Raw genomic sequence first — 21,663 nt, forward strand, 5'->3', positions numbered from 1 at the left:
CGCCGATGATAGTGGACGGACGTCTGTGAAAGTAGGTCATCGTCAGGCTTTTATTCCGCAAAACCCCACAGGTAACCCTGTGGGGTTTTGTCTTTTATAGTGAGAACCCAAGGTGTTCGTGATATTAGGTGATACCTGATATCACTTGAGTAGTTGGGTGTTCGATGCAGTGCTGAAGCAGTACCCAGAATTCGAGCGGTTGATGAGTCACGCAACCCCTCAAGCAGTTACGCTTGACGACCATAGCAAGGTGGTACCACTCCTTCCCATCCCGAACAGGACAGTGAAACGCCTTCGCGCCGATGATAGTGGACGGACGTCTGTGAAAGTAGGTCATCGTCAAGCTCTTATCCCTCAAAGCCCCGCCGGTTCCCGGCGGGGCTTTGTTTTTGTGCGTTCGACCCTGGAAATGCGCGCAAAACCGTGTGCGTCAACCCTCGTCAATCAGGCTGTGAGCCGCGCCAATGTTGAATGTGCACAAATAACAACGACCGTGGGCGGGCGGAGTTTGTGCGGTAAGATTGACCGAGTCAATTCGTTGGAGCGTTATCGTGAGTGATCCCCAGACCCCTGTGCCCGGTACGACGTTAGACCTGCGCACGCTGACCCACGTGGCTTATGGCTTGTTTGCCTTGGGCTTCCTGACGAGCGGCATTCTGGGCATTGCGACGCTGGCTGCGGTTGTGCTGATGTACCTGAAGCGCTCCGATGCGGCCGGCACGGTATACGCCGCCCACTTCGACTGGATGTTGCGCACGTTCTGGTGGGCCATGTTGTGGCTGGCGATCAGCGGTATTGCCCTGTACATCTTCATCGGTTGGATCGGACTGATTGCGACGGTGGTGTGGGTGTTGTATCGCCTGATCAAAGGATGGCTGGCGTTGCTGGAAGGCAGCGCGCCAACCACGTACGCCTGAGCAGAGCTGTACGTTAGAAGGGCCGGCTTATCGCCGGCCTTTTTCATGTGTGTGCGCCTTGTGTGTGCGCCTTGTGTGGGCTCCCTGTGTGCGTTCCCGGTAGGCGTTCCCAGTAGATGCACCTTGTAGGCGCTTCCTGTAGGCGCTTCCTGTAGGCCCTTACAGGCAGCGCTTCCTGCAAGCGCAGCCGGCAGACACGCACTCACGCGCAAGCGTCTGCGACTCAATACCTGCCAGACACGCCTGCTGACCTTGATGCGCATTCGAGCAGGGTACGTGCGGGGATGCGCTCAGCGTGGCGCAGATTGCCTGTCTATGAGCGTTGCGGGCGTTCGTGGGTGCTAGGCGCCCACATTCGATTGTGCGGCGGACTGCCGTTCGCTGCCCGCAGGTACGAATCGCTTGAAGACGCGCATGCAGCTTGGCGATCAGAGGAGTTGACCGTAGAGCATCGTTTGGGAATTTGCCGTCTCCAAAGAATATGGAGGACCGGTTTGCGCGAAGCGTTGCGCTGGAAAATAGCGCTTGCGCGAGAGAGTTGGGCTAGCCCGGCGGTAAGCCAGGGCGTCGCGACAATCCAGTAGGCAGGGACGTACGGGGTACGCCCTTTGCCTGCTTACTTCAGATGTGCGTTGACCAGTTTGGTCAGTTCGAACATCGTGACCTGATCCTTGCCAAAGATCGGACGCAGCTTGGCATCGGCGTTGATGTTGCGCTTGTTGCTGGCATCTTGCAGGTTGTGCTTCTTGATGTATTCCCAGATCTTCTTGGTGACCTCGGTACGCGGCACGGCTTCCGAGCCGATGACAGCGGCCAATTCGGCGCTGGGGGTCAGGGGCTTCATGAATGCAGCGTTCGGCTTGCGCGCGGTCGCGGGTTTGGAGGTTGTGGCCATAATGCGGCGCTCCTTCTCTGGCTGTTGGAAAAATTGTCCTGCGGCCGGAGCATAACGTGTCTCTCTCGTAAAGACAAAGGCATTTATCCTCTGTAGCAACTAAAATGGGCGCACCGTCCCCTCTATCACGTCATTCTGTAACCTCCTATGTACGCACGATCTCCGTTGGAATCAATTCGGCTCTTTCATGACGAGTTGACAGCGCTGCGGCGCGATTTGCATGCACACCCTGAGCTGGGCTTCGAAGAAGTCCGTACCTCCGGGATCGTGGCCGGCGCGCTTGAGGCGCTGGGGATCGAAGTGCACCGTGGCATCGGCAAGACCGGTGTGGTGGGTGTCATCCGTGGCAAGCGTTGCGATAGCGGGCGCATGATTGGCCTGCGCGCCGACATGGATGCGTTGCCCATGACGGAGGACAACGACTTCGGCCACAAGTCCACCAAGCCGGGCTTGATGCATGGTTGCGGTCATGATGGCCACACGGCAGTGTTGATCGGCGCGGCAAAGTACCTGGCGCAGACGCGCAATTTCGACGGTACCGCGGTGCTGATTTTTCAGCCGGCGGAAGAAGGGCGTGGCGGCGCACGTGCCATGCTTGAGGATGGCTTATTCGACACGTTTCCGTGTGATGCGATCTATGCCTTGCACAACTGGCCGGGACTGCGGCCCGGCACGATCGGCATCAATCCAGGGCCGATGATGGCGGCAGCGGACCGCTTCGAAATCCAGATTACGGGCCGGGGCGGCCATGGCGCGCATCCGTATCAGACGATTGATCCGGTGACGATTGCCGGGCAAATCATCACCGCGTTGCAGACCATCGTGTCGCGCAATGTGAACCCGCTGGATTCGGCTGTGGTGTCGATCGGGTCGATGCAAGCGGGCCATCCGGGTGCGATGAGTGTGATCCCGCGCGAAGCCAAGCTGGTTGGCACGGTGCGCACGTTCCGCAAATCCGTGCAGGAGATGGTCGAGACGCGCATGCGCGAGTTGGTCACCGCCATCGCCAGCGCCTTCGGCGGCACAGCCGAACTCATTTACGAACGCATCTATCCCGCGACCCTGAACACGCCGCAGCACGCGAATCTGGTGGCCGATATCGCCACCGAGATGATCGGCAAGGAAAACGTGGTGCGTGATCTGGTGCCCTCAATGGGCTCCGAAGATTTTTCCTTCATGTTGCAGAATAAGCCCGGCGCGTATTTCCGGCTGGGCCAGGGCGGCGCCGAGTCCGGCTGCGTGCTGCACAACTCGCATTTTGATTTCAACGATGCGGTCATTCCCCTGGGCAGCGCGATGTTCTGCGCGCTGGCAGAACGGGGCATGCCGCTGGCAGATTAAGAAGCCTTTCATGTCTACTCAAAACACGACTCAGCTCACCATCACCCGCCCCGACGACTGGCACCTGCACTTGCGCGATGGCGCTGCGCTGGAAGCCGTGGTGGCGGATACCGCACGTCAATTCGCACGCGCCATCATCATGCCGAACCTGAAGCCGCCGGTGACGACCACCGAGCAGGCTTTGGCGTATCGCGGCCGCATCCTGGAGGCGTTGCGCAAGGCAGGCGGAAACCCGGACGGTTTCACGCCGCTGATGACGCTCTATCTGACCGACAACACGTCCCCCGAGGAAATCTTCCGCGCGCACGAGTCCGGCCAAGTCTATGCCGTGAAGCTGTATCCGGCGGGCGCCACCACCAACTCGGACGCTGGCGTGACCGACTTGCTGGGCAAGTGCACGAAGGCGCTCGAAGCGCTGGAGAAGTGCGGCATGCCCTTGCTGGTGCATGGCGAAGTGACGGACCCGGCGATTGATGTGTTCGACCGTGAAGCGATTTTCGTTGAACGCGTCATGAAGCCGTTGCGCCGCGCGTTCCCGGCACTGAAGGTGGTGTTCGAGCACATCACGACGAAGGAAGGTGCGGAGTATGTGCGCGACGCCGAAGGGCCGATCGCCGCGACGATCACGCCACAGCATCTGCTGTACAACCGCAACGCCATTTTTCAGGGCGGCGTGCGTCCGCATATGTACTGCCTGCCGATCCTCAAGCGTGAGACGCATCGCCTGGCTTTGGTCGAGGCGGCCACCAGCGGCAGCCCGCGCTTTTTCCTGGGCACCGACAGCGCGCCGCACGCGCGTGGCCTGAAAGAGCATGCGTGCGGCTGTGCGGGTTGCTACACCGCGCTGCATGCGATGGAGCTCTACGCGACCGCGTTCGACGCCGTTGGCAAGCTGGACAAGCTGGAAGGGTTTGCCAGCTTCCACGGCCCTGACTTTTACGACCTGCCGCGCAACACGGGCACGTTGACGCTCGTGCGCGAGACCTACCAAGTGCCCGACGAGCTGGCATTCGGCGACACGACGCTGGTGCCGTTGGCGGCCGGCGAAGCATTGGCCTGGCGCGCCCATAGCTGAGCGCCGGCTTTGCGCTGAAAATGCGCGGTCGACAATGAAAAACGGGGTGGACGGCAAGTTGCTGTCCACCCCGAATTTTTTGCTGTGTCGCAAAGCGTCTATATATATAGACAACCTACATACATGGCCTACACAGGCGTCCTGCCAAGACCAGCGCCTTAAAGCGTGCCGTCGCGGCGCGCTTCCAGCAATTCCCAGCGGGAGAATTTTTCTTCCAACTCGCTTTCCAGCTTGGCGAGTTCACCGTTGATGCGTTCGACTTCCGCAGGGGCGTCGCGGTACAGGCTGCCGTCGGCCAGCTTGCCTGCGAGTTCCGCCTGCTGCGCTTCGAGCGCCGCGATGGCGTCTGGCAGGCCTTCAAGTTCGCGCAAGTCCCAGGCATTCATCTTCGTGGCCTTGGCCGGCTTGGGGCGGGCAACCTTGGCGCGCGCGGCGCTGTCGTCGGCTGGCTTGACGGCAACGTCGGCGTCCTCGGCCGGCGCTGCGGGCGCCGGGCGCTGGGCGACCCATTCGTCGTAGCCGCCAACATAGTCGCGCCAGTGTCCGTTGCCCTCGTAGGCAATGGTCTGGGTGACGACGTTGTTCAGGAATGCGCGATCGTGGCTGACAAGCAGCACGGTGCCGGCGTATTCCTGCAGCAACTCTTCAAGCAGTTCCAGGGTTTCGATGTCCAGGTCGTTGGTGGGCTCGTCCAGGACCAGTACGTTGGCGGGGCGCGCGAATAGACGGGCCAGCAGCAGGCGGGCGCGTTCGCCGCCGGACAAGCTGCGCACCGGCGAGCCGGCGCGAGCGGGCGAAAACAGGAAGTCGCCCAGGTAGGTCATGACGTGCTTGCGTGTGCCGCCAATTTCAACCCATTCGCTTCCCGGGCTGATGATGTCGACGAGCGAGGCGTTTTCGTCCAGCTGCGCGCGCATCTGGTCGAAGTACGCAACGGCCACGTTAGTGCCCAGGCGCGTGGTGCCGGTGTCCGGCTGCATTTCGCCCAGGATCAGCTTGAGCAAGGTCGTCTTGCCCGCGCCGTTAGGGCCGATGATGCCGATGCGGTCACCGCGCAGGATGGTGGTGGTGTAGTCGTCCACTACGACCTTGTCGCCGAAGGTCTTGCCGACGTGTTCGAGTTCGGCCACGAGTTTGCCCGAGCGTTGGCCTTCCGCTAGCGCCAAGGACACATCGCCGATCCGTTCGCGGCGTTCGGCACGCTGGACCCGCAGGCTTTCCAAGCGGCGCACGCGGCCTTCGTTGCGGGTGCGACGGGCTTCGACGCCCTTGCGTATCCAGACTTCTTCTTGCGCCAGCAGCTTGTCGAAGCGAGCCTGTTCCAGGCGCTCGGATTCCAGCCATTGCGCCTTGCGCTCTTGCCATTGCGAGAAGTTGCCGGGAAAGCTCAGCAGGCGGCCGCGGTCGAGTTCGACAATGCGGGTGGTGACGGCATCTAGGAAGCGGCGGTCGTGGGTGATGATGACCGCGGCGCCGCGCCAGCTGCGCAACATGTCTTCCAGCCAGGCGATGCCCTCGAAGTCGAGGTGGTTGGTGGGCTCGTCCAGCAACAGCAGATCGGGTTCTTCGACCAGGGCGCGCGCTAACGCGACGCGCTTGCGGGTGCCGCCCGACAAACCGGCAATCTGCGCATCCGCGGGCAGGCCCAGCTTTTCCAGCATGGAGCGCACGCGGGAGGGGCGCTGCCAGTCTTCGTGGTCGCCTTCCACATTGCAGACCACATCGAACACCGTGGCGTTTTCATCCAGCTCGGGTTCTTGTTCGACCGTGGCGACGCGCAGCCCGGAATTGCGGGCGATGTCGCCGTCGTCGGGCAGCGTGCGGCCATCGAGCAGTCTCAGCAGCGATGACTTGCCGGCGCCGTTGCGGCCAATAAGGCCGATACGTTCGCCGGCCTGGATGGCGAAGTCGGCGTGGTCCAGCAGTGGGTGGTGGCCGTAGGCCAGCTGGATGTCGGTAAGGGTGATGAGAGTTGCGAGGGCCATGTAGGGGTTCGTTTTTGCGGCGTCTAAGCGGATCAGCGCGTATTGTCGCCGAAACCCCGTAAAGCTGTTTGACGACACTTCTGGCGCGCGCCAAGGGGACAGAGCCGTGACCTGTAATAGAATACGAACCGCAAGGCGGGTCGGGCGATCGCGGTGGATGCAAATCCATCGAGGAAGGTCCGGACTCCATAGGGCAGGGTAACGGCTAACGGCCGTCCGGTTGCGTCTTCGGGCGCGGCTGAGGAATAGGGCCACAGAGACGAGACTGGGAAGCGGGCGTGCATGGCACGCACCGATACGGCCATCTCCGTATCGCGCCCTTCGGTAACGAAGGGCGGCGTCGCAGGGTGAAACGCGGCAACCTCTATCCGGAGCAACATCAAATAGGCATGCGTGCGGCCCTCGGGTCGCGAAGGGCGGCTCCGTCCAAGCATGCGGGTAGGTGGCTAGAGCGGCTCAGCAATGATCCGCGCAGAGGAATGATCGTCCGCCAGGGCAACCTGGTGTACAGAATCCGGCCTATAGACCCGTCTTGCATCGAATTTTCCACGCGAGAGTTGGCCGGGCCGGGAGCCTGGCTGACTTCGGCCGCGCCCGGCGTTGGCTTCCCCAATTTTTTCGCAGCTTATCGCGGCAAGGTCGGCGGGAAGCCTCGCCACGACGGGCGATACGGCCCCACGTAAAACAATGCAAAGTCATCCTTAGGCGCTACTTCTGAAGAAGGACTTGTAGAGTGTGCCGCAACCTCCTGATTTATTAGGAGGTTTTTCTTTTTGCGGATTTACATATTGATCTAAGTCCTTGTTGTGATTGAAAAAATTGCAACCACGCGCTTGACCGCCCCTGTGCCATACCGTAGAGTGGGAAATAGTAGGAAATTGTGCAATTAAGTGGGGTAAAAGTGGTGTTTCAGGGAAGCAGCGCGCTCACGCTGGATGCCAAGGGACGGATCTCGATTCCGACCCGGCATCGTGACGCGCTGATGTCGCAGGCCGATGGCCGGCTGACCCTGACACGCCACCCTGACGGCTGCTTGCTGGTGTACCCGCGTCCCGAGTGGGAAAAGAAGCGCGAACAGATCGCCGCTTTTCCCATGACGGCTCGTGCGTTGCAGCGGCTGTTGCTGGGCAACGCTCAGGACGTCGAACTGGACGGCTCCGGCCGGGTCCTTATCGCTCCTGAACTGCGCAACGCTTCCGGTATGACGCGCGATGTGATGCTGCTCGGTCTGGGCGCGCACTTCGAGCTGTGGGACGCCGCTACTCTGGCCAGCCGCGAGGCTGAGGATTTGGCCAAGGGTATGCCGGATGTGTTGAACCAGTTTTCGTTCTGAAAAATTTATGGAATTCGAACATCGGCCCGTTCTGCTGGAGCCGACGGTGGACGCACTATTGCTGCCCGACTTCGGCGGCAAGGGCGCGACACGGTCGCACACGCAGACCGAGCCGGATACGGCTACGCGGGCGGAACGCGGTGTGTTTGTCGACGGCACTTTTGGCCGCGGCGGGCACAGTCGCGAACTGCTTGGACGCTTGGGCAAGTCCGCGCGGCTGGTGGTGTTCGACAAGGACCCCGAGGCGATCGCGGTAGCCAATGCGTTGGCGGCGGCGGACCCCAGGGTCACGGTCATTCATGGCGGCTTTGCCACCATGGCAGAAGAATTGCAGCAGCTCGGCATCGACAAGGTTGATGGCGTGATGCTGGATCTGGGCGTTTCGTCGCCTCAGATTGATGACGCAGAGCGCGGCTTCTCATTCATGAGAGACGGCCCGCTCGATATGCGGATGGACACCACTCGTGGTCCCACGGTGGCGGATTGGCTGGCGCAAGCCAGTGTGGATGAGATGCGGGAGGTCATAGCGGATTATGGCGAAGAACGGTTTGCTTTTCAGGTTGCAAAGGCGATTGCTGCTCGCCGCGCAACAAGGCCGCTGCGCACCACGCTCGAGCTTGCCGAGTGCGTCGCCAGCGCCGTCCGCACGCGCGAAAAGGGGCAGCATCCGGCCACACGCACCTTTCAAGCTCTACGGATTTACATCAATCGGGAACTCGAAGAGCTCGCGCGCACCCTCGCGGCAGCTCTAGACCTGCTTGCCCCAGGGGGGAGGTTGGCGGTGATCAGCTTTCATTCGCTTGAAGACCGCATGGTCAAGCAATGCATCGTGGCGGCGGCTCGTCCGGCCGCCGCGCATGCACGCCTGCCGCTGCGCGAAAGCGAAATGCCCCAGCCCGTCCTGCGTTCCCTGGGCCGTGTTCAGGCCGAAGACGATGAAGTCTCCGGCAATGCCCGCGCCCGCTCTGCTGTCCTGCGCGTTGCCGAACGCACCGAAACGCCGCTGCCCGCCGAGGGCGGTTTCGCGTTTGTGAAGATCGGCTCGCTGCCCGGCAGCGACCTGGCTCCGCCGCCTCGGCGCGGCGGCAAAGGGGGGCGGCGCTAATGGGCCGTGTGAACCTGATCGTTGCGGCGCTACTTATGCTGTCGGCCATTTCCCTGGTCACCAGCCGGTATCAGTCGCGCCAGCTTTTTGTTGAGCTGGGGCGCGATCAGGCGCAAGCGCGCGACCTCGAAACCAACTGGCGCCGCCTGCAACTTGACCGCGCCGAACTCGCCCGCAACGCGCGGGTGGACGTCATTGCACGTGACGGCCTGAAGATGATTCCCATCGTTCCGGACCGCACGCTGTATTTGAATCAAGCGCCCGTCTCCGCCACCGGAGGCGCGCAATGAAACGCGTTCCCTTCTTCGACAACCCCGTACTGCGCGGGCAATTGCCCACGTGGCGTGCACGCCTGGTGCTGATCCTGCTGTTTGGCGGGTTTACGGTGCTGGCTGGCCGCGCGCTGTTTCTGCAAGGGTTGTCGACGGAGTTCCTGCAGCAGCAGGGTGAACGCCGCTACGAACGCACGCTGACGCTTGCCGCCACGCGCGGCAAGATCATGGATCGCAATGGCGCCGTGCTGGCGTCCAGCGTGCCCGCCCGCGCTATCTGGGCCATTCCCGAAGACGCCAAGCAAGGCACGCCCGCGCAGATGGACGCGCTGGCCAAGCTGCTGGAAACGCCCGTGGCCGATCTGCGCCACCGCCTGGTCGACGAAGACAAGAACTTCGTCTACCTGAAACGTCAGGTCGCCATGGACGTGGCCGACAAGATCAAGCAGCTGGGCATGCCCGGCATTCATCAGCAGCCCGAAACCCGCCGCTATTACCCGGATGGCGACGTGATGGCCCACGTGGTGGGGTTCAACAGCGTCGAAGATCAGGGCCAGGAAGGCGTTGAGCTGACCTTCAACCAGCAGTTGCAGGGCCGCCCCGGCAGCCGCCGCGTCATCAAGGACCGGCTGGGCCGCGTCATTGAAGACGTGCAGGCCGTGACGTTGCCGGTTGATGGCCGGGATCTGCGCCTGTCCATCGATACCCGTTTGCAGTACCTGGTGTTCAAGGAATTGAAGGACGCCATGGACAAGCACCAGGCCAAGGGCGCTACCGCCGTGGTCGTGGACGTGCACACGGGCGAGATCCTGGCGCTGGCGAACGTGCCCACGTTTGATCCGAACAAGCGCGAGTCCTTCCACGGTTCCAAGCTGCGCAATCAAGCCATTACCGATACGTTCGAACCCGGCTCGATCATGAAGCCGTTCACCGCTGCGCTGGCGCTGGACCTGGGCCGCATCACGACGTCGACCTTGTTCGAAACCGGCAATGGCCGCTTCCAGTATCAAGGCAGCACGATCAGCGACGTGAGCCGCAATGGCACGCTGGACGTGGCGGGCGTGCTGCGCAAGTCCAGCAACATCGGCATGACGATGATTTCCGAGAAGCTGGAATCCCGCGAGATGTGGGATCGCTTCACCGAGCTGGGCCTGGGTCAGGCCCCTCAGGTGGGATTCCCCGGCGCGGCCCCTGGCCGTCTGCGTCCGTGGGACCGCTGGCGCTTGATCGAAAAGGCGACGATGGCCTACGGCTACGGCCTGTCTGTGTCGCTGTTGCAAGTGGCGCGCGCCTATACCGTGTTTGCCCGCAATGGCGACATGGTGTCGCTGACGCTGGTCAAGCGCGACAGCGACCCCACCAGCGTCAAGATCTACACGCCCAAGACCACCGCCATGGTGCGCGCGATGCTGGAAGCCGCCGCTGGCCCCGAAGGCACGAAGGCCGCTCAGGTGCAGGGCTATCGCGTGGCCGGCAAGAGCGGCACCGCGCGCAAGATCGTGGATGGCAAGTACAGCATGCAGCGTTACCGGAGCTCGTACGTGGGCTTCGCTCCGGTGTCTGACCCGAAGATTGTCGTGGCGGTGTCCATCGACGAACCGACAGTTGGCGGTTATTACGGCGGCGCCATTGCCGCGCCCGTGTTCTCCCACATCGTGGGGGGGAGCTTGAGGCTGATGGGGGTGCGGCCGGACGCGCCTTTTGAATCCACGATTGTTGCTGGTCTCAAGGAGCCAGGCAGATGAGCGCCAAAGGCTTCCTCTCTACCCCGGTCGCCACGGTTGCTGAAACCGTGGCGTGGTTGCATGCGCGCGTCTCGTTGACCGCGCACCTCAAGCTGGACTCGCGCGATATCGAGCCGGGCGATGTGTTCGTCGCCTGCCCGGGCCTGTCCAGCGATGGACGTCTCTATATAGATAAGGCGTTGGCGCTGGGCGCCAGCGCTGTGCTGTTCGAAGCCCCCGCCAACGACGCCATCCAGACCGCCGCGGCCGACACGCCGATGCTGCCGGTCACCGGCCTGCGTGCCTTGCTCGGCGAGCTGGCTGACACGTGGTACGGCCGTCCGTCCGCCGCGTTGGCGGTGGTGGCGGTAACGGGCACGAATGGCAAGACCTCGTCTGTGCAATGGATTGCGCATGCGCTGAGCCGCAACGACAAGCCTTGCGGCACCATCGGCACCTTGGGCGCCGTGCTGCCCGACGGCCGGACGCTGGGCGGCGACCTGACCACGCCCGACGTGCTGACCGTGCACCGTACGCTCGCCGCCATGCGCGACGCGGGGGCGCAAGCCGTGGCGATGGAAGCGTCGTCGATCGGTATTGAACAAGGCCGCCTGGACGGTGTGCGTGTGGCGCTGGCCGCCTTCACGAACCTGACGCGCGACCATCTTGATTATCACGGCACAATGGAACGCTACGAGGCCGCCAAGGCGCGCCTGTTCAATTGGCCGGGCCTGACCGCCGCCGTCGTCAACGCTGACGATGACGCCGGCCGCCGCCTGATCGCAAGCATGCCCGCAGGGATGGCGATGGGCTACAGCCTGAGCGATGCGGCTGAGCTTCCTGCCGCGATGCGCGCGCGTGATCTTCAAGCCACGTCGCAGGGCCAGATCTTTACGCTGATGTCGCCGCATGGCGAAGCCCAGATCGTGACGCGTCTGCTGGGCGCGCACAATGTGTCGAACCTGCTGTTGGTGGCGGGCGTGCTGTACAAGCTGGGCCTGCCGTTTGCGCAGATCGCGCGTGAACTGGCCGCGACGGACCCCGTTGACGGCCGTTTGCAAACCGTGGAAACGGTGCCGGTGTCGACGCAGACGCCGGCCGGCCGCGGCGGCCCGCTGGTGGTGGTGGATTACGCCCACACGCCGGATGCGCTGTCGCGTGCGTTGACCGCATTGCGCGCCGTAGCGGTGGCGCGGTCCGGCCGCTTGATCTGCCTGTTTGGTTGCGGCGGCGAGCGTGACCCGGGCAAGCGCCCCGAAATGGGCCGCATTGCCGCAGAGCTGGCCGACCATGTCGTAGTCTCCAGCGACAACCCGCGCACGGAATCGCCTGAATCGATCGTCGAACAAATTCTGACGGGCATTCCCGCAGCCGCCCACGCCGACGTTCAAGTGGATCGGGCACGCGCCATCATGCAGACCATCTGGTCCGCGTCGCCCGACGACGTGGTGCTGCTGGCCGGCAAGGGGCACGAGACCTATCAGGATATTGGCGGCGAAAAACTGCCTTTTGATGACCGCGAGTGGGCACGGCTGGCGCTGTTGCTGCCGCAGGTCAAGGGCGTGTCGACGGACACCCGCCGCATTGGCACGGGTGAATTGTTCGTCGCGCTGGTGGGCGAGAACTTTGACGCGCACAACTATCTGGATCAGGCCGAAGGCCGGGGCGCATGCGCGGCGGTGGTGGCGCATGCCGTGGGCGACGCCAAGCTGCCGCAACTGGTGCTGGGCGATACGCGCGTTGCGCTGATGCGCATCGGCGCGGCCTGGCGCGCGCAGTTCACGCTGCCTGTGGTTGCCGTGACGGGCAGCAACGGCAAGACGACCACCAAGGAAATGATCTCGGCCATGTTGGCCGAATGGCAGGGCGAGGCTGGCCGCTTGGCCACCGCCGGCAATCTGAACAATGACATCGGCGTGCCGCTGACCCTGCTGCGCTTGCGCACGGAACACCGCGCCGCCGTCTTCGAACTGGGCATGAACCACCCGGGCGAAATCGCGCAATTGGCCGCCATGGCCGCGCCCACGGTTGCGCTGGTGACCAACGCGCAGCGCGAGCATCAGGAATTCATGCACACCGTGGAAGCGGTGGCGCATGAGAACGGTGCGGCGATTGCGGCGCTGCCTGATGACGGCGTGGCCGTGTATCCCGGCGATGAGCCGTACTCGGCCATCTGGGACGCCTTGGCCGAACCGCGCCGCGTGCTGCGCTTTGGCTTGCAGCCGGGGCTGGATGTGTATGCGGAACAGATTCTGGCCGATGTCGGCGCCACGCGCTGCCGCGTCGTCACGCCCGTCGGCGTGGCCGATCTGGTGTTGCCCGTGCCGGGTTTGCACAACCTGCGTAATGCACTGGCCGCTATCGCCAGCGCCATCGCAGCGGGCGCGCCGCTGGATTGCGCGGTGCGCGCCCTGGCGGGATTTGTCCCCGTTGCGGGCCGCATGCAGCACAAACATTTGAGTGACGGAACGTTGCTCATTGATGACACCTACAATGCCAACCCCGATTCCGTTCGCGTGGCCATCGACGTGTTGGCGCGCATCGCCGGCAAGCGTGTTTTGGTGCTGGGCGACATGGGTGAAATCGGGGACAACGGCCCCGCCTTGCATGCCGAGGTGGGCAATTACGCGCGCGAGCATGGGCTTGACGCGCTGATCACGCTAGGCGACGCCAGCCGCGCGGCTTCGGCCGCATTCGGTGTTGGCGCGCACGCCTGCGCATCGGTAGACGAAGTGGTTGCCGCCTTGCGCGGTTTGCGCGCGTCCTGCGTATTGGTTAAGGGATCGCGCTTTATGCGCATGGAGCGGGTAGTGACGGCTTTTTCTATGAATGACGCGACGGCGGCCAAGGGGCAGGGAGAGCACCATGCTGCTTGAAATCGCCCGTCTGCTTTCTGATGATGTGCGCGCCCTGGGCGTGTTCGAATACATCACCTTGCGCGCCGTGCTGGCGTGCGCGACGGCGTTGCTGATCGGCCTGGTTGCCGGTCCGCGTGTGATTCGCAAGTTGACCGAAATGAAGATCGGCCAGGCCGTGCGCGCCTACGGCCCGGAAACGCATCTGGTCAAAACCGGCACCCCCACGATGGGCGGCGTGCTGATCCTGATTTCCATCGCCATCAGCACCTTGCTGTGGGCGGACTGGACGAACCGCTTCGTGTGGGTCGTGCTGCTGGTGACGTTCGGCTTCGGCTGGATCGGCTGGATGGACGATTACCGCAAGGTGGTTTATCGCGATCCGGAAGGCATGCCCGCGCGGCAGAAGTTCTTCTGGCAGGCCACGATCGGCATCATCGCCGCCGTGTACCTGGCGTTTGCCGTGTCCGCGCCCGCCAACACTGAACTGTGGCCGTTGTTCAAGGCCTGGGTCGGCAGCGGCTTCACGATGGCGTTGCCCACGCGTGCCGACTTGATCGTGCCGTTCTTCAAATCGGTGAGCTATCCGCTGGGCGTGCTGGGTTTTGTGGCGTTGACGTGGGCCGTGATTGTCGGCACCAGCAACGCCGTGAACCTGACCGACGGCCTGGATGGCCTGGCCATCATGCCAACCGTGATGGTCGGTAGCGCGTTGGGCATCTTCGCCTACGTGGTCGGTCGCGTCGACTATTCCAAATATCTGCTGTTCCCGTATATTCCTGGCGCCTCGGAATTGATGGTGCTATGCGCGGCGATCGGGGGCGCGGGCTTGGCATTTTTATGGTTCAACGCGTATCCGGCGCAGGTCTTCATGGGTGACGTCGGCGCGCTGGCGCTGGGCGGCGCGCTGGGCACCATCGCCGTGATCGTGCGCCAGGAAATCGTGCTGTTCATCATGGGCGGCGTGTTCGTGGTGGAAACGCTGTCGGTGATGATCCAGGTGACCTGGTTCAAGTACACGAAGCGACGTTATGGAACAGGTAGACGCATATTCCGCATGGCCCCGTTGCATCATCACTTTGAAGTGGGTGGCTGGAAAGAAACCCAGGTGGTTGTGCGTTTCTGGATCATCAGCATGATGCTGGTGCTGATCGGCCTCTCTACTCTGAAGTTGCGATGAACACGATTGAACCCTCCCGCGCTGACGCGCCGCTCGTCCTGATCCTTGGATTGGGCGAGACGGGTGTCGCCGCCGCTCGCTGGTGCGCCCGATTGGGCGCCCGCTTGCGCGTGGCCGACACACGCGCCGAACCGGGCGGCCTTGCCGCGCTGCGTGACGCGCTGGCGCAAAGCGATGTGGAATACCGTTTGGGCTGCGACGCGTCGTTTGATGTGGCGCTGCTGGATGGTGTGAACCAGGTGGTGCTGAGCCCCGGCCTGGCGCCCGCGCTGCCGCCCGCCGCCGAGCTGCTGCGCGAGGCGAAAGCCCGCGGCATCGAAGTCGTCGGTGAAATTGAATTGTTTGCGCGCGCACTGGCCGATCTGGCCGAGACGCGCGAATACCGTCCGCGCCTGTTGACCGTGACGGGCACCAATGGCAAGACCACCGTGACGGCGCTCACGCGCGACTTGATCGACGCCAGCGGCCTGACGGTTGTGGCGGCGGGCAACATCAGCCCGGCCGCATTGACCGCGCTGATGGACGCGCTGGACAACGACGCGCTGCCGCAAGTCTGGGTGCTGGAACTGTCCAGCTTCCAGCTGGAAACGACGCAGTCGCTGAGGGCTGACGCCGCCGTCGTGCTGAACGTTACCCAAGATCATCTGGACTGGCATGGCGGCATGGACGCTTATGCCGAGGCCAAGGCGCGCATCTTCAAGATGGCGCGCATCGCTATCGTCAACCGTGACGACCCGATGACGCTGCGCATGGTGCCGACGGTGAACGCGCTGAATGTGCGCAGTTTTGGCCGCGACATGCCGGAACTGGTGGGCGACATGGGCCTGGAACTGGGGCAGGGCGTGGCCTGGCTGGTGGCGTCAGAGCCCAGCGATTTCGACGAACCTGCGCCGCCCGTGCGCCGCAAGAAAGATGCGCCCGAACCCGTGCGCGCCAACGGCCGCATGAGCCGCTTGATGCCCGTGGACGCCTTGCGCATCCGCGGCATCCACAACGCCCTGAATGCGCTGGCCGCCTTGCAACTGGCGCGCTGCCTGGACTTGGGCTGGGGCGCCATGCTGCGCACGCTGCGTGAATATGCAGGCGAGCCGCACCGCGCGGCGTTCGTGCGCCAGATTGGCGGCGTGGACTACATCAATGACAGCAAGGGCACCAACGTGGGCGCCACCGTGGCCGCGCTGGAAGGCCTGGGCCAACCGGTCGTGCTGATCGCCGGCGGCCAGGGCAAGGGCCAGGATTTTTCTCCGCTGATCCCGGTGGTGTCGCGTCATGCGCGCGCCGTGATGCTGATCGGCGTGGACGGCCCCGAAATCGGCCGCGTGTTGGCGCCGACCGGCGTCAACTGCATCACCGTTGACTCGTTGCATGACGCCGTGCGCGGCGCGGCCGAACTGGCGCAGCCTGGCGACGCCGTGCTGTTGTCGCCGGCTTGCGCCAGCCTGGACATGTTCCGCAACTACCCGCATCGCGGGCAGGTGTTCGTGGAAGAGGTCGAAGACCTGGCCCGCGACCGTGGAGAGGTGGCATGAGCCTGATCGCCGATCTCACCGCCAGCGTCAATGCCGTACGGCCCGGCCGTACCAAGATGCGCAACTTCGATCTGCCGCTGGTCATCGCGGCATCGACGCTGTTGCTGCTCGGCTTGCTGATGGTGTATTCGGCGTCGATCGCGCTGGCCGACGGCCCGCGTTACGCGTCCTATGGGCGTTATTACTTCGTGATCCGCCACGGCTTGTTCGTCAGCGCCGGGCTGGTGGCGGGCGCCGTTGTGCTGGCCATTCCCATCCGGGTCTGGCAGCGCATGGCGGTGCCGCTGTTCGTGGTGTCGATGATCTTGTTGGTGGCGGTGCTGGTTCCCGGCATCGGCCGTGAAGTCAACGGCGCGCACCGCTGGATCCCGCTGGGCCCGCTGAACTTCCAGCCGTCCGAATTGATGAAGCTGGCCGCCTTGCTCTACGCCGCCGATTACACCGTGCGCAAGCAGGAACACATGCAGGCGTTCGCCCGCGGCTTCTTGCCGATGGCGTTCGCGCTGGCCGGCGTGGGCATGCTGCTGTTGCTGGAGCCTGACCTGGGCGCGTTCATGGTGATCGTGGCCATCGCCATCGGCATCCTGTTCCTGGGCGGCATCAACGGCAAATACTTCAGCAGCCTGCTGGCCGTGCTGGTGGGCACCTTCCTGATGCTGATCTGGTTGTCGCCGTGGCGCCGTGCACGTCTGTTCGCCTACCTGGACCCCTGGAATGAAGACAACGCGTACGGCAGCGCCTATCAGCTGTCGCACTCGCTGATTGCCTTGGGCCGGGGTGAATGGTTCGGCGTGGGCCTGGGCGCCAGCGTTGAAAAGCTGCACTACCTGCCCGAAGCGCACACCGATTTCCTGATGGCGGTGGTGGGCGAAGAACTGGGCTTTGTGGGCGTGATGGCGGTGATTACGCTGTTTGCCATCATCATCTATCGCGGTTTCGATATCGGCCGTCAGGCCATCGCCATGGAACGCACGTTCGCGGGCCTGGTGGCGCATGGCGTGGCGATGTGGTTCGGCGTGCAGTCGTTCATCAACATGGGCGTGTGCCTGGGCCTGCTGCCCACCAAGGGTTTGACGCTGCCGCTGATGAGCTATGGCGGTTCGGGCGTGGTGATGAACCTGTGCGCCTTGGCCATGCTGATCCGGGTCGACGTGGAAAACCGCGTCATGATGCGTGGGGGGCGAGTATGACCGCGGCCCGCACCATTCTGATCATGGCCGGCGGCACCGGCGGACACATCATGCCGGGCCTGGCGGTTGCCGATGTGCTGCGCGAGCGCGGCTGGCGCGTGCTGTGGCTGGGCAACCCCGACAAAATGGAAGGCAAGCTGGTGCCGCCGCGCGGTATCGAACTGGTGCCGCTGCGTTTTCAAGGCGTGCGAGGCAAGGGCGCATCCGCGCTGCTGAAGCTGCCGTTCTTGCTGCTGCGCGCGTTTGGAGAAGCCTGGTCGCGTTTGTCGGATGTGCGTCCGGACGTGGTGCTGGGCATGGGCGGCTACGTGGCGTTCCCGGGGGGCGTGATTGCTGCGCTGCGCGGCACGCCGCTGGTGGTGCACGAACAGAATGCCGTGGCAGGCACGGCGAACAAATGCCTGGCGAAGATGTCGCGCCGCGTGTTGAGCGGGTTCCCCGGCGTGCTGCCCAAGGGCGAAGCCATGGGCAACCCGGTGCGTGCCGACTTGTGCGCGCTGCCCGACCCGGCCACGCGCTACGCCAACCGCACGGGCCCGCTGCGCGTGCTCGTCGTGGGGGGCAGCCTGGGCGCGCAGGCGCTGAACACAACCGTTCCGCAAGCGCTGGCGCGCTTGCCGCAACAAAACCGTCCGATGGTCATCCATCAGGCCGGCGAACAACATTTGCCCGCGTTGCAGCAGGCCTATGCCCAAGCGGGCGTAACGGCCGATTGCCGCGCGTTCATCGATGACATGGCGGGCGCCTTGGGCGACGCGGATCTGGTGATCTGCCGCGCGGGGGCCATGACGGTGTCCGAAGTGGCGGCCGCTGGCGTCGCCGCGCTGTTCGTGCCGTTTCCGCACGCCATCGATGATCATCAAACCGCCAACGCGCGCTTCTTGAGCGACGCCGAGGCCGCCTGGCTCCAGCCGCAGACCGCCTTGACGCCCGAGTGGCTGGCGGACTGGCTGGCCCAGCGCACCCGACAAGAACTGGAAGCCGTCGCCATCCGTGCCCGCGCGCATGCGCACCCGGAAGCGGCAGCGCATATCGCCGACGTCTGTGAACAAGCAGCGGGGCGTTCATCATGAAACACAGAATTCAACATATCCATTTCGTAGGCATCGGCGGCTCGGGCATGAGCGGCATTGCCGAAGTGCTGCTCAACCTGGGCTACACCATCAGCGGCTCCGACCTGAGCGAGTCCGCCGTGACGCGCCGTCTGGCCAGCCTGGGCGTGAAGATCGCGATCGGCCACGTGGCCAGCAACGTCACGGGGGCGGGCGCCATCGTGACGTCCACGGCGGTGGCGGGTGACAACCCTGAAGTGATCGCCGCCCGCGCGTCGCGCATTCCCGTGGTGCCGCGCGCCATCATGCTGGCTGAGCTGATGCGCTTGAAGCGCGGCATCGCCGTGGCGGGTACGCACGGCAAGACCACAACCACCAGCCTTGTGGCCAGCGTGCTGGCCGCGGGCGACCTGGACCCGACGTTCGTGATCGGCGGCCGCTTGAACTCCGCCGGCGCCAATGCGCGCCTGGGCCAGGGCGACTACATCGTGGTCGAGGCCGACGAGTCCGACGCGTCCTTCCTGAATCTGCTGCCGGTGATGGCCATCGTGACCAACATCGATGCCGATCACATGGACACCTATGGCCATGACGTGGCGCGCCTGAAAAGTGCGTTCATCGAATTCACGCAGCGCCTGCCGTTCTACGGCAGCGCCGTGCTGTGCTCGGACGACGCCAATGTGCGCGAGATCATGCCCTTCGTGTCGCGTCCGATCACCACCTACGGCCTGAACGAAGACGCGCAAGTGCGCGCCTATGAAGTGCAGCCGGAAGGCACGCGCATGCGCTTCAACGTGCAGCGCACACACCGCGACACGCTGCTGCCGCCGTTGCAAGTGGTGCTGAACCTGCCGGGCCTGCACAACGTGCGCAATGCGCTGGCCGCAATCGCCGTGGCAACCGAATTGGGCGTATCCGACGACGCCATCTGCGACGCGCTGGCCGCCTTCAAGGGCGTGGGCCGCCGTTTCACGCAGACGGGCGAATTCCCCGTGCCGGCCAGCCATGGCGGCGGCACGTTCACCGTCATCGACGACTACGGCCATCACCCCGTTGAGATGGCCGCCACGCTGGCCGCCGCGCGCGGCGCCTGGCCTGACCGCCGCATCGTGCTGGCGTTCCAGCCGCATCGCTACACGCGGACGCGTGACTGTTTTGAAGATTTCGTGCGCGTGCTGGGCACGGCCGACGCGGTGTTGTTGACTGAGGTCTATTCGGCCGGCGAGCCGCCGCTGGTGGCCGCCGACGGCCGCGCCCTGTCGCGCGCGCTGCGTGTGGCCGGCAAGGTGGAACCGGTGTTCGTCGAAGACGTGGCCGAGCTGCCCCAGGCAGTGCTGGACTTCGTGCGCGACGGCGACGTGGTGATTGTGATGGGCGCGGGTTCGATCAGCAAAGTCCCCGGCCAAGTAGGAGAGCTGGCATGAGCACGCAATTCGGCAAAGTGGGTGTGTTGTACGGCGGGCGTTCCGCCGAGCGCGAAGTGTCGCTGATGTCCGGCAAGGGCGTGCAGCAGGCGCTGGCCAGCGCCGGCGTGGACGCGCATCTGTTCGACACTGGCGAACGCAGCCTGGCCGAGCTGGCCGCCGAAGGCTTCGACCGCGTCTTCATCGCGCTGCATGGCCGCTATGGCGAAGACGGCACGATTCAAGGCGCGCTGGAATTGCTGGGCATTCCTTACACCGGCAGCGGCCCGATGGCGTCCGCGCTGGCCATGGACAAAACCATGACCAAGCGGGTGTGGCAGCAGATTGGTCTGCCCACGCCCGACTTTGAAGTGCTGGACGCCGACACGGAACTTCGTCTGGTGCCCGACCGTCTGAGCTTGCCGCTGATTATCAAGCCGCCGCATGAAGGGTCCACCGTCGGCATCACGAAAGTGGTGGGCTATTCCGACATGAAGGAAGCCTACGCGGCGGCCGCGCGCTTTGACAGCGTCGTGCTGGCCGAACAATTCATCACCGGCCGCGAGCTGACCGTGGCCGTGCTGGGTGCAGGCAAGGGCGCACGCGCTCTGCCCGTGATCGAGATCGCGGCGCCCGGCGGCAACTACGACTACGAACACAAGTATTTCTCGGACGACACGCAGTACTTCTGCCCGGCCACATTGCCGGACGGCGTGGCTGAAGAAGTCGCCGCGATTGCTGTGAAGGCCTATCAGGCGCTGGGCTGCGAAGGCTGGGGCCGCGCCGACTTCATGCTCGACCGCAACAACCGGCCGTGGCTGCTTGAAATGAATACCTCGCCTGGCATGACCAGCCATTCCTTGGTGCCGATGGCCGCGAAGGCCGTTGGGATCAGCTACGCCGATCTGTGCGTGGCAATTTTGTCTGAGGCGTCGTGCAAAGTGCACAGCGCCGCGCGTAACGCTTGACCTGGATAATCCGTGTGGAACGACGCTCGTACTACCAACCTGATCGCCAACACGCTAGCCGTGATGGCGGTTTGCGCCATGCTCATCGCGGGCGTGGTGTGGGTAGCGCAGCGCCCGTTCTTCACGCTGACGGCCATCGAGCTGGAATCGATGCCGGACACCGAGCTGCACTATGTGTCGCCGCAAGCGGTGCGAGCCGCCATCGCGGGGCGCTTCAAGGGCAACTTCTTCACGGTGGACCTGGACGACGCGCGCGAGATCTTCGAGTCGGTGCCGTGGGTGCGCCATGCCACCGTGCGCCGGATCTGGCCCAATGTGCTGCGCGTGCGCATCGAGGAACAGCAGCCGCTTGCGCTGTGGAACGAGAACCAGATGATCAACACCTGGGGCGAAGCGTTCACGGCGAACACGGGCGAAGTGGACGACGAAACCGTCCTGCCGCAGTTCTCCGGGCCCGAGGGCACGGAGCCGCTCGTCGTGCAGCGCTATGCCGAGCTGGCGCGCTGGTTTGCGCCGCTGGACATGCATGTGAAGCAGCTGGAGCTCAGCCCGCGCTACGCCTGGCGGGTGGTGTTGTCCAACGGCATGATGCTGGACTTGGGCCGCGATCCGGGCGCCGATGCGCCGGACCCGCATGGCCTGCCCGGCGCTCTGCCGTTCGCGGCCCGAATTCAACGCTTTGTGCAGGCGTGGCCCGCCGTGTCGGGGCGCCTGGAAGGGCGCACCATCACGCAGGCCGACCTGCGCTATCCGAATGGTTTCGCCCTGGCGCTGGCTCCGTTGCCCGCGTCGGAAACCAAATCCAAATCCACACCGAAACCTCCCAAGAAACGCTAACG

At 64.1% G+C, this 21,663-nt stretch carries 17 protein-coding genes, 1 rRNA gene and 1 other RNA gene; 17 read left to right on the plus strand and 2 right to left on the minus strand.

All coding sequences use genetic code 11. The features are described from left to right. The first annotated feature begins 232 nt into the window (after positions 1–232). Both rrf and ACFZAI_RS07140 read left to right on the plus strand, forming a co-directional pair. Positions 233–345 (plus strand): 5S ribosomal RNA (gene rrf / locus ACFZAI_RS07135). A gap of 206 nt (positions 346–551) precedes the next feature. Further along, complete coding sequence (locus ACFZAI_RS07140) at positions 552–917, plus strand: DUF4870 family protein (RefSeq protein WP_391566289.1); 366 nt, start codon at positions 552–554, stop codon at positions 915–917. 616 nt (positions 918–1,533) lie between these two features. On the opposite strand, the gene ACFZAI_RS07145 is transcribed toward ACFZAI_RS07140, so the two are convergent. After that, complete coding sequence (locus ACFZAI_RS07145; RefSeq protein WP_006217453.1) at positions 1,534–1,812, minus strand: SWIB/MDM2 domain-containing protein; 279 nt, start codon at positions 1,810–1,812, stop codon at positions 1,534–1,536. Between the two features lie 147 nt (positions 1,813–1,959). Here ACFZAI_RS07145 and ACFZAI_RS07150 point away from each other — a divergent pair, with 147 nt between their 5' ends. Both ACFZAI_RS07150 and pyrC read left to right on the plus strand, forming a co-directional pair. After that, positions 1,960–3,153 carry a M20 aminoacylase family protein gene (locus ACFZAI_RS07150; RefSeq protein WP_391566290.1) on the plus strand — a complete coding sequence of 398 codons (1,194 nt, stop codon included), beginning with the start codon at positions 1,960–1,962 and terminating at the stop codon, positions 3,151–3,153. Between the two features lie 10 nt (positions 3,154–3,163). After that, the gene (pyrC, locus tag ACFZAI_RS07155; RefSeq protein WP_391566291.1) at positions 3,164–4,228 is read left to right on the plus strand and encodes a dihydroorotase; all 1,065 of its coding nucleotides are present in this window, start codon (positions 3,164–3,166) and stop codon (positions 4,226–4,228) included. A gap of 158 nt (positions 4,229–4,386) precedes the next feature. Here pyrC and ACFZAI_RS07160 read toward each other — a convergent pair whose 3' ends face one another. After that, a complete protein-coding gene (locus ACFZAI_RS07160) occupies positions 4,387–6,213 on the minus strand; it encodes an ATP-binding cassette domain-containing protein (protein WP_391566292.1) in 1,827 nt (608 codons plus the stop codon). Positions 6,214–6,345: 132 nt separating this feature from the next. Here ACFZAI_RS07160 and rnpB point away from each other — a divergent pair. The 13 genes from rnpB to ACFZAI_RS07225 all read left to right on the plus strand — a co-directional run bounded on the left by rnpB (position 6,346) and on the right by ACFZAI_RS07225 (position 21,661). Beyond that, positions 6,346–6,751, plus strand: an RNA gene (gene rnpB, locus ACFZAI_RS07165) — RNase P RNA component class A. A 366-nt stretch (positions 6,752–7,117) separates the two neighbouring features. Further along, positions 7,118–7,546: a division/cell wall cluster transcriptional repressor MraZ gene (mraZ, locus tag ACFZAI_RS07170; protein WP_006226256.1), complete on the plus strand. Its 429-nt coding sequence runs from the start codon at positions 7,118–7,120 to the stop codon at positions 7,544–7,546. A 7-nt stretch (positions 7,547–7,553) separates the two neighbouring features. Then, positions 7,554–8,651 carry a 16S rRNA (cytosine(1402)-N(4))-methyltransferase RsmH gene (gene rsmH / locus ACFZAI_RS07175; RefSeq protein WP_342066874.1) on the plus strand — a complete coding sequence of 366 codons (1,098 nt, stop codon included), beginning with the start codon at positions 7,554–7,556 and terminating at the stop codon, positions 8,649–8,651. Continuing rightward, the gene (ftsL, locus tag ACFZAI_RS07180; protein ID WP_054420433.1) at positions 8,651–8,941 is read left to right on the plus strand and encodes a cell division protein FtsL; all 291 of its coding nucleotides are present in this window, start codon (positions 8,651–8,653) and stop codon (positions 8,939–8,941) included. The genes rsmH and ftsL overlap by 1 nt, the downstream gene beginning before the upstream one ends. Continuing rightward, positions 8,938–10,668, plus strand: a complete 1,731-nt coding sequence (locus ACFZAI_RS07185) for a peptidoglycan D,D-transpeptidase FtsI family protein (RefSeq protein ID WP_391566293.1) — start codon at positions 8,938–8,940, stop codon at positions 10,666–10,668. The genes ftsL and ACFZAI_RS07185 overlap by 4 nt, the downstream gene beginning before the upstream one ends. Continuing rightward, positions 10,665–13,523 (plus strand): bifunctional UDP-N-acetylmuramoyl-L-alanyl-D-glutamate--2,6-diaminopimelate ligase MurE/UDP-N-acetylmuramoyl-tripeptide--D-alanyl-D-alanine ligase MurF, encoded by a 2,859-nt coding sequence (gene murF / locus ACFZAI_RS07190; protein WP_391566294.1) that lies wholly within the window; start codon positions 10,665–10,667, stop codon positions 13,521–13,523. Before ACFZAI_RS07185 ends, murF begins: the two co-directional genes overlap by 4 nt. Further along, a complete protein-coding gene (gene mraY / locus ACFZAI_RS07195; RefSeq protein WP_391566295.1) occupies positions 13,513–14,682 on the plus strand; it encodes a phospho-N-acetylmuramoyl-pentapeptide-transferase in 1,170 nt (389 codons plus the stop codon). Before murF ends, mraY begins: the two co-directional genes overlap by 11 nt. Further along, positions 14,679–16,211 carry a UDP-N-acetylmuramoyl-L-alanine--D-glutamate ligase gene (gene murD / locus ACFZAI_RS07200; RefSeq protein WP_391566296.1) on the plus strand — a complete coding sequence of 511 codons (1,533 nt, stop codon included), beginning with the start codon at positions 14,679–14,681 and terminating at the stop codon, positions 16,209–16,211. Before mraY ends, murD begins: the two co-directional genes overlap by 4 nt. Then, on the plus strand, positions 16,208–17,401 hold the full coding sequence (ftsW, locus tag ACFZAI_RS07205; protein ID WP_391566297.1) for a putative lipid II flippase FtsW: 1,194 nt from the start codon (positions 16,208–16,210) through the stop codon (positions 17,399–17,401). The genes murD and ftsW overlap by 4 nt, the downstream gene beginning before the upstream one ends. Beyond that, positions 17,398–18,474, plus strand: coding sequence for an undecaprenyldiphospho-muramoylpentapeptide beta-N-acetylglucosaminyltransferase (gene murG / locus ACFZAI_RS07210; protein ID WP_391566298.1), 1,077 nt, complete (start codon positions 17,398–17,400; stop codon positions 18,472–18,474). Before ftsW ends, murG begins: the two co-directional genes overlap by 4 nt. Then, complete coding sequence (gene murC / locus ACFZAI_RS07215) at positions 18,471–19,877, plus strand: UDP-N-acetylmuramate--L-alanine ligase (protein ID WP_391566299.1); 1,407 nt, start codon at positions 18,471–18,473, stop codon at positions 19,875–19,877. The genes murG and murC overlap by 4 nt, the downstream gene beginning before the upstream one ends. Further along, positions 19,874–20,824 (plus strand): D-alanine--D-alanine ligase, encoded by a 951-nt coding sequence (locus ACFZAI_RS07220; protein WP_391566300.1) that lies wholly within the window; start codon positions 19,874–19,876, stop codon positions 20,822–20,824. Before murC ends, ACFZAI_RS07220 begins: the two co-directional genes overlap by 4 nt. 12 nt (positions 20,825–20,836) lie before the next feature. Next, positions 20,837–21,661, plus strand: coding sequence for a cell division protein FtsQ/DivIB (locus ACFZAI_RS07225; protein WP_391566301.1), 825 nt, complete (start codon positions 20,837–20,839; stop codon positions 21,659–21,661). The last annotated feature ends 2 nt before the right edge of the window (positions 21,662–21,663 follow it).

Origin of the sequence: Achromobacter sp. NPDC008082 (assembly GCF_042957345.1) — a bacterium.
GTDB classification, from domain to species: domain Bacteria; phylum Pseudomonadota; class Gammaproteobacteria; order Burkholderiales; family Burkholderiaceae_B; genus Achromobacter; species Achromobacter kerstersii_A.

What these genes read in the sequence shown, in the direction of transcription:
- ACFZAI_RS07145 (WP_006217453.1), bottom strand. Translation starts at nt 1,812, where the DNA reads ATGGCCACAACCTCCAAACCCGCGACCGCGCGCAAGCCGAACGCTGCA.
- ACFZAI_RS07150 (WP_391566290.1), top strand. Translation starts at nt 1,960, where the DNA reads ATGTACGCACGATCTCCGTTGGAATCAATTCGGCTCTTTCATGACGAG.
- pyrC (WP_391566291.1), top strand. Translation starts at nt 3,164, where the DNA reads ATGTCTACTCAAAACACGACTCAGCTCACCATCACCCGCCCCGACGAC.
- ACFZAI_RS07160 (WP_391566292.1), bottom strand. Translation starts at nt 6,213, where the DNA reads ATGGCCCTCGCAACTCTCATCACCCTTACCGACATCCAGCTGGCCTAC.
- rsmH (WP_342066874.1), top strand. Translation starts at nt 7,554, where the DNA reads ATGGAATTCGAACATCGGCCCGTTCTGCTGGAGCCGACGGTGGACGCA.
- ftsL (WP_054420433.1), top strand. Translation starts at nt 8,651, where the DNA reads ATGGGCCGTGTGAACCTGATCGTTGCGGCGCTACTTATGCTGTCGGCC.
- ACFZAI_RS07185 (WP_391566293.1), top strand. Translation starts at nt 8,938, where the DNA reads ATGAAACGCGTTCCCTTCTTCGACAACCCCGTACTGCGCGGGCAATTG.
- murF (WP_391566294.1), top strand. Translation starts at nt 10,665, where the DNA reads ATGAGCGCCAAAGGCTTCCTCTCTACCCCGGTCGCCACGGTTGCTGAA.
- mraY (WP_391566295.1), top strand. Translation starts at nt 13,513, where the DNA reads ATGCTGCTTGAAATCGCCCGTCTGCTTTCTGATGATGTGCGCGCCCTG.
- murD (WP_391566296.1), top strand. Translation starts at nt 14,679, where the DNA reads ATGAACACGATTGAACCCTCCCGCGCTGACGCGCCGCTCGTCCTGATC.
- ftsW (WP_391566297.1), top strand. Translation starts at nt 16,208, where the DNA reads ATGAGCCTGATCGCCGATCTCACCGCCAGCGTCAATGCCGTACGGCCC.
- murG (WP_391566298.1), top strand. Translation starts at nt 17,398, where the DNA reads ATGACCGCGGCCCGCACCATTCTGATCATGGCCGGCGGCACCGGCGGA.
- murC (WP_391566299.1), top strand. Translation starts at nt 18,471, where the DNA reads ATGAAACACAGAATTCAACATATCCATTTCGTAGGCATCGGCGGCTCG.
- ACFZAI_RS07220 (WP_391566300.1), top strand. Translation starts at nt 19,874, where the DNA reads ATGAGCACGCAATTCGGCAAAGTGGGTGTGTTGTACGGCGGGCGTTCC.